We start from the raw sequence: 9,009 nt of genomic DNA, 5'->3' as shown, positions 1-9,009 counted from the left end.
GTCCTACCGCGACCTCGGCGGCAAGACCGTGGTGGTCACCGCCGGCACCACCAACGAGAAAGCCGTGCGCGACCAGCTCGCCCGCCTGAAGATCGACGCGCAGGTGGTGACGGCACCGGATCACGCCGCCTCCTACGCGATGGTGAAGGCCGGGAAGGCCGACGCCTTCGCCACCGACGACGTGCTGCTCTACGGGCTGATCGCCACGGACGCGCAGGACGGGTCGAACTACACGGTGCTGCCCGACAAGCTCTCCTACGAGCCCTACGGCATCATGTTCCGCAAGGACGATCCGGAGCTCGCCGGCATCGTCCAGCAGACCTTCACGCGGCTCGCCGAGTCCCGGGCTTTGCGCTGGACCTACGAGCGCTGGTTCCTCAAGCGCCTGCCCAACGGCGAGCGCCTCGACATCCCGATGTCGAACGACCTGCGGGTGAGCTTCCAGCTCATGGGCCTCGACGCGGGCGAGTAGGCGGCGCCTCGCTTTCGCCCAACCGGGGCGCGAGGAAGGGTCAGCCATACCCTCCTGTCGCGAGCGCGCCTCCCGCCCATGACGATCGCCGCGCCCTGCCCGAGCTTCCGCGCCGTAGCCTTGGCCGCCCTCCTCGCCTGTGCCGCCTCGGGGGCTTCCGCGCATCCGCACGTCTGGGTCACCGCCAAGGCGCAGCTCGTCTACGAGGGCGGCAAGCTCGTGGGCGTGCGCGACACCTGGAGCTTCGACCCGGAATACACGGCTTTCGTGACCCAGGGGCTCGACACCAACAAGGACGGCAAGCTCAGCCCCGAGGAGCTCGCCGGGCTTGCCGCCGAGAACACCGCCAGCCTCGCCGAATTCGGCTACTTCACGAAGCTGAAGGTCGGCGGCAAGGAACAGGCCTTCACCGATCCGCAGGAGCCGGCGGCCCGCATGGAGGACAGGGCGCTGGTCATGACCTTCCTGCTGCCGCTCAAGACGCCGGTCCAGCAGGGGCGGGGGGTTGCTGCGCTGGAGGTCTACGACCCGACCTATTTCGTCGCCTTCTCGTTCGCGGAGGGGTCTGACGCCGCGACGCTCAGCGGCGCGCCGCAGGGCTGCGCCGCCACCGTCACCCGCCCGAAGTCCGAGCAGCCGAAGATTGCGGAAGCCGGCTCGCCGGGCATGACCGAGGCGTTCTTCGAGGCGCTGACCGCCGCCTCGACCTACGGCGTGCAATTCGCCAGCCGGGTGCTCGTCGCATGTCCGTAGGGATCGGGATCGCTGCACCGGCCGGGGCGGGACGGCTGGGCCTGAGGCTTGGCCTCATGGCGGCGGCCATCGGAATGGCAGCACTCCTGGCCGCCGGGATCGCATGGCTCGTGGCGCCCGGGTTTGCCGCCCCGCCGCCGCGCCCGCCCTTCGGCATCGGGTTTCGCGAAGCCGCCCCGGCGGCGACTGGCCTTGGCGGGATCATCCTGGCGCTCCAGGCGAGCTTTTCACGAAGCCTCAATACCGCGGTGAGCGCACTCCGGGGCGGCGGCAGCTGGAGCCCCCTGATCGGGCTCGCCCTCGCGTACGGCGTGTTCCATGCCGCCGGGCCCGGCCACGGCAAGGCGGTGATCGCCGGCTATATTCTGGCGGGCGAGCGGGCGTTCCGGCGCGGCTGCGCGCTGAGCCTCTGCGCCGCCCTGCTCCAGGCCGGCGTGGCGGGGGCGATCGTGGGGATCGGCAGCCTGATCCTGAACGCCACCGCGGCGGGGATCACCCGGGCCGGCACTGCGATCGAGACCGTGAGCTTCGCCCTGGTCGCCCTGATCGGGCTGGTACTGACCTGGCGCAAGGCCGGGCGCCTCGTCCAGCTCGACGCCGCCTGCGGGCCCGGCTGCAGCCACCTGCCGGGGCCGCAGGCCCTCGCGACGATGGATACGTGGCGCGAGCGCGCCGGCGTGGTCCTAGCCGCCGGATCGCGGCCCTGCGCGGGGGCGGTGCTGGTGCTGGTCTTCGCGGTGTCTCAGGGCGTGCCGGGGGCAGGTGTGCTGGCGGTTCTGGCCATGGCGCTCGGCACGGCACTCACCACCACGGCGCTCGCCGGCGTTGCGGTCTTCGCCAAGCGCGTGGCCCTGCGCCTCGCCGGCGGGCGGGGCCGGGCGGGGCTGCTGGCGCTCGGCGGCGTCGAACTGCTGGCTGCCGCCTTCGTGCTGGTGCTTGGCAGCGCGATGCTCTCGGGCCTCGCGCCGACCCTGGGCGGCTGAGGGGCCTCGCCTTCCGGGCTGCGGCGTGCCACGCTGCGTGCCCGAGACGGAGAGCGCGCCGATGCATCCCGACTTCGCGACGATCCTGAACTGGCGACTGCTTGCCGGATCGCACCCCTTCCCCGGCCCCGATGGCGGGACCTGCATCAACGAGGCGGCGATCGTTGCCGCGGGTCTGCCCTATCGGGCGATCCGGTCCAGCGCGGATTGCCCGCCCTGCTTCTCGCGGCCGATAGCCGCCTACGCCCTCGGGCTCAACGACGCCATGCCGGATGCGGTGCGATCGGAACTGCTGGCCTTCGTGCTGCGCCTGTCCGGCAGCGCCGACAGTCCGGTGGTCGAGGCCGCCCGGACCCGGCGGCTCGCGCTCGAGAGCGTCCGGCGCATCCTCGCCCCCCTGTGCGCCCTCGCCGGCATGGCCGAGAATGCGGAGGCCTGCGCCGGGGCGCCGGACTGGCCCGCGGCGTTCGCAGCGGCGCGCTCGGCCGCGTGGCAGGGTGGGGCGCTCTCGCAGTCCGCCGCCCAGGCGCGGCGCTGGCGCGAGGGTGCGCTGACCGCGGCGGTGTCCCGCACCGCCACGGCCGCGCAACGGGCCGGGGAGGATGCACGCTGCGCGGCGGAGGTCGCCGAAGGCGCCGCCCCCTTCGTGCCCGGGACCTGGGCCGAGGCCTGCGCGATCCTCGACGCGACGCTGATGGTCGGCCGGCAGGCGCCGGAGATCGCCGTCGCGGGCGCCAGGGAACGCCTGGATGCGGCGAAGACGCTGGCGCCGGCCTGATCAGGCCGCCACGGGCGCGGCGTCGAGATCCAGCTCGATGGTGCCGCAATTCTCCAGGAACGTGCCGGTGAGGTGGTAGAAGAACGTGCCGTGGCCGACGACCGCGATGGTCCGCTCGGGCCGTACCCGCAGCCACTCCCGGAACGCCGCAACCCGGGCGTCGAACAGGGCGCGCGGCTCCACCGGATAGCCGCCGACCTCGCAGCCCGGCTCGGCGTGCCACCAGACTTCCGGCAGATGCCCGACATCGAGATGCGGAAACTCTGCCGCGATCTCCGAGGCCGCACGGCCGACGTCGCAGCTGCTCTCCTGGCATTCCCGGTGCAGGACTTCGACCAGCACCTGCGGCCGGCTCGGATGCTCGCCGAACAGGATCGCGGCGGTCTGGATCGCCCGGGTGAGCGGCGAGACCACCACGAGTTCGAACGGGATCGCGCGCAGGCGCTCCCGGGCGGCCTGGGCCTGGGCCTGACCCAATTCCGTCAGCCGGGCATCCAGGAGGCCCGGATCGCCGCCCCCGAGCTTGTGGGCGGCGTTGAACGTCGACTGCCCGTGGCGGATGCAGACGATACGGGTCTGGTGACGGGTCTCTTGGTGGCTGTCGTTCGGCATCGATCTCGGCTGGGCGTTCCGCAACGGGTTCGGTTCATCGAATGCCATCAGGCGAATCGCCCGCCACGCTGGATGACCTCGATCTTGTAGCCGTCGGGATCCGTGGCGAAGAAGAAGCGCGCCAGCACGTCCTCGCCGTGCTTGAGCGTCTTCACGTCGGTCGCCGTGAAACCCTCGCGCGTGTGCCGCGCGTGCTCGGCCTCCACGTCGTCGACCACGACGGCGATGTGGCCGTAGCCATCGCCGAGATCGTAGGGTTTGTCGCGCCCCTTGTTGACCGTGAGCTCCAGCTCGAACGGCGAGGCGGGGTCACGCAGGTAGATCAAGGTGAAGTCCGGGAAGTCGAAGCGGTCAGCGACCTCGAGCCCGAAGGCACGGGCGTAATAGTCGCGCGCGCGCTCCTCTTCGAGGACGCGGATCATGGCGTGGACCGGCTTGGACATGCGTTGAACGTTCCGTGCGCACGCGCGTCTTGCGTGCCGGCCCCCTATGTGGCGCCCCGGCGTCCGCAGAAAAGGCCGGCCCGCCCCGGTGGGGACGTTCGGTCGCCGGCGGCGCAGGCGTCGACCCTGGAACACCGACTGCCACGCGTAAGATATTTTCCGACTGTATACATTCGAAAAGCCGATCACAAATATACGAGATCGAGACGCAAAAGCTGACGACAGACCATCCGGAAACAAGTATCGAGTTCACCGCCCCTTCTCTTTAATCTACGCAGCAAGAGACTATGGATTCACCGCCATAAATCGTATCGAAATTCGTATTTTACATCTTGACAAGAACCTTCTATTAACATCACTGCTTTAGCACGACGGCCATCGACGCCGCAGCCCAACACCCGTCTGTCATCGACGTCGATCGGGAGGTTGAAAGCCGTGTTCCGCCTGTCCAACATCAAGATCCTGCCCAAGATTGCAGCCGTCATCGCCTTGATCAGCCTGATCGTCGGCAGCTGTGTCTGGTATGCTCAGGCGCAGATGACGAAGATCGACGAAGGATACACACGCTTCATCAGCAACGAGGCGTCGGCCGTCGCAGAGGCACGCCGTCTCAACCGCCTGATGATCGAACTGAACTACTGGGTGTATCGCGTCATCGCGGAGACCGATGCCGCCCAGATGCAGGCTGCCAACCGGGGCTTCGAGGCCGTCCTGCCCCAGGTGAAGGCGCTGCTCCCTGACCTGCGGTCGCATGCGCAAACCTTCGCGCCGCGCATCGACGCGCTGACAATCCGCATCGAACGCTACGTCAAGGACGTGAGCGAGGTTCGCCGGCTCGGCACCAGCAACCGGAACGAGCAGGCCATCGCACTGATCCATACAGCGATCGATCCGACCTTCTCCGGCATGCTGGCCGAGGGCAACGACCTCGCCGAGGCGATCACCACCTACATGCGGAAGGGCTCGGACGAGCTCACCGAACAGACCGACACCACCCGTCAGACCCTGATGATTGTCAGCGGCCTCGGGATGCTGGCGGGCCTGCTCACCGCGGTGCTCATCGCGACGCTCGGCATCACCCGCCCCCTCGATCGGCTGGTGAAGGTCCTGCAGCGCATGGCGCAGGGTGAGATCGACGCTGAGATCCAGGGGGCGGCCCGCCAGGACGAGATCGGCGCAGTCGGCAAGGCGGTCGAGGATATCAAGGCGATGGTCGCCCAAAAGGCCGCCGCGGAGGCCGAGGTCAAGCGCCGCGCCGACGAGGCCGCCGCGGCCGAGCGCACGCGCACCATGCTGGAACTGGCGGACGGCTTCGAGCGGGCGGTCGGCAGCATCGTCGGGATGGTCTCCGCCTCGGCCACGGAGCTGCAGGCCACCGCCCAGACCATGACGGCGAGCGCCACCGAGACGGCCAACCAGTCCACCACCGTCGCGGCCGCCGCCGAGGAGGCCTCAACCAACGTTCAGACCGTGGCGGCGGCGGCCGAGGAACTGGGCTCGTCGGTTCAGGAGATCGGCCGGCAGGTGCTCGGCTCGGCCAACCTCGCCCAGACGGCCGTGGGCGAAGCCGACCAGACCCAGCACCTCGTCCAGGATCTCAGCCAGGCGGCCGCCCGCATCGGCGAAGTGGTCGGGCTGATCTCCAACATCGCCGGGCAGACCAACCTGCTGGCGCTCAACGCGACGATCGAGGCGGCCCGGGCCGGCGATGCGGGACGCGGCTTCGCGGTGGTCGCCGCCGAGGTGAAGGAACTGGCCGGACAGACCGCCAAGGCCACCGAGGAGATCAGCCAGCAGATCACGCAGATCCAGGGGGCGACCGGGCAGGCGGTCTTGGCCATCGACACGATCGCGGCGCGCATCCGCGAGATCAACGGGGTCGCCACGACCATCGCAGCGGCCGTCGAGGAGCAGGGCGCGGCGACCCAGGAGATCGTCCGCAACGTCGCCCAGGCGGCGACCGGGACGGATCAGGTGACGAGCAACATCGTCGGCGTGGCCCAGGCCTCGGAAGCCACCGGCGCGGCGGCCACCCAGGTGCTCGGCGCGGCGAGCGAATTGTCCCGCCAATCCGAGCAGCTCGGGGCCGAGGTCTCCCGCTTCCTGGGCACGATCCGGGCCGCCTGAGGTCAGGCCCCGATCCGCAGCACCTCGGTGCGGTCGCCGGCCTGCGCGAAGGCGTCTGGGTCGGCGCCGGTCATCCAGACCTGACCCGGCAGGGCCTCCAGCGCCTCGAACAGGCCGGCGCGGCGGCGCGGATCGAGATGCGCCGCCACCTCGTCGAGGAGAATCACCGGGGCGATGCCGCTCATGGCGCGCACGAGGCGCGCATGGGCCAGGACGAGGCCGATCAATAGGGCCTTCTGCTCGCCGGTCGAGGCGGTCCCCGCCGGCACGTCCTTCGGTCCGTGGCGGACCACGAGGTCGCTGGTCTGCGGCCCGATCAGCGTGCGTCCGGCGGCGCGGTCCCGGTGGCGGCCGTTGCGCAACGCCAGCCGGAAGCGGTCCTCCGCCTCGATCGCCGGCCAGACCGCCACGAGGTCGTCGAGGTCGCCCTCCAGGCGGATCGAGGCCCACGGGAAGGGCTGGGCGTCGTCCCGGGTCTCGGCGATCAGCCGGTCGAGGCGCTCCGCGGTCTCCCGGCGGGCCAGCGCCACAGCGACGCCGAGTTCGGCGACCTCCCGCTCCACCGCGTCGAGCCAGCGGTCGTCGTCGGGCCGATCCTCGAGCAGGCGGTTGCGCGAGCGCAGGGCCCGCTCCATCGCGGAAACCCGCGCCCCGTGGCCGGCATCGACCGCCAGCACGAGCCGGTCGAGGAACCGGCGCCGGTCGCCGGCTGCGCCGCGGAACAGCCCGTCGAGGTCCGGCGTCAGCCAGACCACCCGGAGGAACTCGCTGAACGCCACCGGGGAGGGTGCGGGGGCGCCGTCGATCCGGCAGAGCCGGCTGGTACGCCCGTCCGGTCCCGGCGGTTCCAGGCCGGTGCCGAGGCGATGCTCGGCGCCGTCCCGGTCGAGGGTCAGGGACACGGCGAAGCCCCCGGGCCCGCCGGTCCGCGCCATGGTGGCGAACTCGGCCCGCCGCAGGCCCCGGCCCGGCACGAACAGCGAGAGCGCTTCGAGCAGGTTGGTCTTGCCGGCCCCGTTCTCCCCGACCAGCGCGACGAAGCGGGCCGCGGGGTTCAATTCGAGGTCGGCGTGATTGCGGAAATCGCGGGCGATCAGGCGGGTGACGCGCGCGCTGCCGGCGATGTCGGGTTCAGTCATGCGGTGACAGGGTGGATCGATCACGGGCCGAATGCACGACGCGATCGACCGAGACTCGATCGTCGAAGACGCGATGGAGGATGAGATCGGAGCGGAATACGAGGATCCGCACGTCGGGCGCAATCTCCGGCGCGGGTCTACCCATCATCGGCCGTTGACCAAGGGCCTGACATCGGGTGCGCAGCTCCGAGACGAAGCTGCGGGCGCGTGAAGGATTATCTGCGGCGATGACGTCACCAATCTCGCACAGGTCCGCCCGAGCGCGCCGCGAAACCACGACAGGCTTCAAGAATCCGCCTTTTCCATCGCGCCATAGCGCGCCTCCAAGGCGTCCAGCGTCGCGTCAAGGGGTTCGTAATCGCCGCTCTCGACGCCCTCTCTCCAAGCCTCACACAGCGTCGTCAGGCGATCCTCATGCCGGAGCAGCAACGTGACACCGGCCGCAATCGCCTTTTCCGGCGATCCGTAACGGCCCGCCGCGATCAGACGATCGAGCGAAGCCTCCTGAAAAGGATCGAGGACGACGGTTCTCGGCATGACAGCGTGCTCACACCCGCATCGGCATCAGCACGTAGAGCGCCGGGGCCCCCTCGCGGTCCTGGATCAGGGTCGGCGAGCCCGGGTCGGCGAGCTTGAACAGGGCGGTATCGCCCTCGAGCTGCGCGGTGATGTCGAGCAGGTAGCGGGCGTTGAAGCCGATATCGAGGTTGGCCGCCTCGTAATCGACGTCGAGCTCCTCGGTGGCGCTGCCGGAATCCGGGTTGTTCACCGACAGGGCAAGGCGCCCCTCGGCGAGCCCCAGCTTCACGGCGCGCCCGCGCTCGGACGAGATCGTCGAGACCCGGTCCACGGCCTTGGCGAAGGCGTCGCGCTCGATGGTGAGCCGCTTGTCGTTGTTGGCCGGGATCACCCGCTGGTAATCGGGGAACGTGCCGTCGATCAGCTTGGAGATCAGCGTCAGACCGCCCGCGAAACGCAGGCGGATCTTGGCGGGCGAGAGATCGACCGCGACGGACTCGCCGCCATCGTCGAGCAGCTTCTGGATCTCGGCGACCGCCTTCCGGGGCACGATCACGCCCGGCATGCCGACGCTGCCCTGCGGCGCCGGGATCTCCACCCGGGCGAGCCGGTGACCGTCGGTCGCCACCGCCCGCATCACCGGGCCGTTCTCGGTCTCCAGCGTGTGCAGGTAGATGCCGTTGAGATAGTAACGGGTCTCCTCGGTGGAGATCGCGAACTGCGTCTTGTCGATCAGGCGCTTCAGGTCGGCTGCGGCGATCTCGAAGCCGTGGGGCATCTCGCCGGCGGCCAGATCCGGGAAGTCGCCCTCCGGCAGGGCCCCCAGCGCGAAGCGCGAGCGGCCGGAGCGGATCGTCATCTGGCCGGATTCGCCGCCGGTTTCCAGGGAGACCTGCGCGCCGTCAGGCAGCTTGCGCACGATGTCGTAGATGACGTGGGCCGGCACCGTGGTGGCGCCCGCATCCGACACGTCCGCCGGCACGCTCTCGGTGACCTCGATGTCGAGGTCGGTCGCGCGCAGCTGGAGCCCCAATCCCTCCGCGCGCAGCAGCACGTTCGACAGGATCGGGATCGTGTTGCGGCGTTCGACGACCCGGTGCACGTGGCCGAGCGACCTGAGCAGGGCCGCGCGCTCGACAGTGACTCTCATCGCAATACTCGACTGGTAGGGACGGCGCGGCGG

10 protein-coding genes and 1 pseudogene are annotated in these 9,009 nt (G+C 70.1%); 5 read left to right on the top strand and 6 right to left on the bottom strand.

Annotated elements, in window-relative coordinates:
* From MKK88_RS30805 to MKK88_RS30790, 4 genes and pseudogenes are all read left to right on the top strand, one after another.
* Positions 1-472 (top strand): annotated as a pseudogene (locus MKK88_RS30805) (transporter substrate-binding domain-containing protein); the annotation flags it as partial.
* A gap of 78 nt (positions 473-550) precedes the next feature.
* Complete coding sequence (locus tag MKK88_RS30800) at positions 551-1,225, top strand: DUF1007 family protein (RefSeq protein WP_244007107.1); 675 nt, start codon at positions 551-553, stop codon at positions 1,223-1,225.
* The gene (locus MKK88_RS30795; protein WP_244007105.1) at positions 1,216-2,208 is read left to right on the top strand and encodes a nickel/cobalt transporter; all 993 of its coding nucleotides are present in this window, start codon (positions 1,216-1,218) and stop codon (positions 2,206-2,208) included. The genes MKK88_RS30800 and MKK88_RS30795 overlap by 10 nt, the downstream gene beginning before the upstream one ends.
* A 61-nt stretch (positions 2,209-2,269) precedes the next feature.
* Positions 2,270-2,986 (top strand): hypothetical protein, encoded by a 717-nt coding sequence (locus MKK88_RS30790; RefSeq protein ID WP_244007103.1) that lies wholly within the window; start codon positions 2,270-2,272, stop codon positions 2,984-2,986.
* On the opposite strand, the gene MKK88_RS30785 is transcribed toward MKK88_RS30790, so the two are convergent.
* Both MKK88_RS30785 and MKK88_RS30780 read right to left on the bottom strand, forming a co-directional pair.
* Entirely contained in the window at positions 2,987-3,598 is a 612-nt protein-coding gene (locus MKK88_RS30785) for a histidine phosphatase family protein (protein ID WP_244007101.1), read from the bottom strand.
* Between the two features lie 47 nt (positions 3,599-3,645).
* Positions 3,646-4,041: a VOC family protein gene (locus MKK88_RS30780; RefSeq protein ID WP_244007099.1), complete on the bottom strand. Its 396-nt coding sequence runs from the start codon at positions 4,039-4,041 to the stop codon at positions 3,646-3,648.
* A gap of 435 nt (positions 4,042-4,476) precedes the next feature.
* On the opposite strand from MKK88_RS30780, the gene MKK88_RS30775 reads away from it, so the two are divergent.
* A complete protein-coding gene (locus tag MKK88_RS30775; RefSeq protein ID WP_244007091.1) occupies positions 4,477-6,168 on the top strand; it encodes a methyl-accepting chemotaxis protein in 1,692 nt (563 codons plus the stop codon).
* 2 nt (positions 6,169-6,170) lie between these two features.
* Here the strand turns inward: MKK88_RS30775 and recF are convergent, their stop codons facing one another.
* From recF to dnaN, 4 genes are read right to left on the bottom strand one after another with little or no spacing between them, the layout of a single operon-like run.
* Positions 6,171-7,307 carry a DNA replication/repair protein RecF gene (recF, locus tag MKK88_RS30770; protein WP_244007083.1) on the bottom strand — a complete coding sequence of 379 codons (1,137 nt, stop codon included), beginning with the start codon at positions 7,305-7,307 and terminating at the stop codon, positions 6,171-6,173.
* Positions 7,300-7,596 carry a type II toxin-antitoxin system RelE/ParE family toxin gene (locus MKK88_RS30765; RefSeq protein WP_244007081.1) on the bottom strand — a complete coding sequence of 99 codons (297 nt, stop codon included), beginning with the start codon at positions 7,594-7,596 and terminating at the stop codon, positions 7,300-7,302. Before MKK88_RS30765 ends, recF begins: the two co-directional genes overlap by 8 nt.
* Positions 7,593-7,844, bottom strand: coding sequence for a type II toxin-antitoxin system ParD family antitoxin (locus MKK88_RS30760; RefSeq protein ID WP_244007072.1), 252 nt, complete (start codon positions 7,842-7,844; stop codon positions 7,593-7,595). The genes MKK88_RS30765 and MKK88_RS30760 overlap by 4 nt, the downstream gene beginning before the upstream one ends.
* A 10-nt stretch (positions 7,845-7,854) precedes the next feature.
* A complete protein-coding gene (dnaN, locus tag MKK88_RS30755; RefSeq protein WP_244007070.1) occupies positions 7,855-8,976 on the bottom strand; it encodes a DNA polymerase III subunit beta in 1,122 nt (373 codons plus the stop codon).
* Positions 8,977-9,009: the final 33 nt, after the last annotated feature.

It is taken from the genome of Methylobacterium sp. E-005 (genome assembly GCF_022829725.1).
Lineage (GTDB): Bacteria > Pseudomonadota > Alphaproteobacteria > Rhizobiales > Beijerinckiaceae > Methylobacterium.
This window is presented reverse-complemented; position numbering and strand designations above follow the sequence as displayed.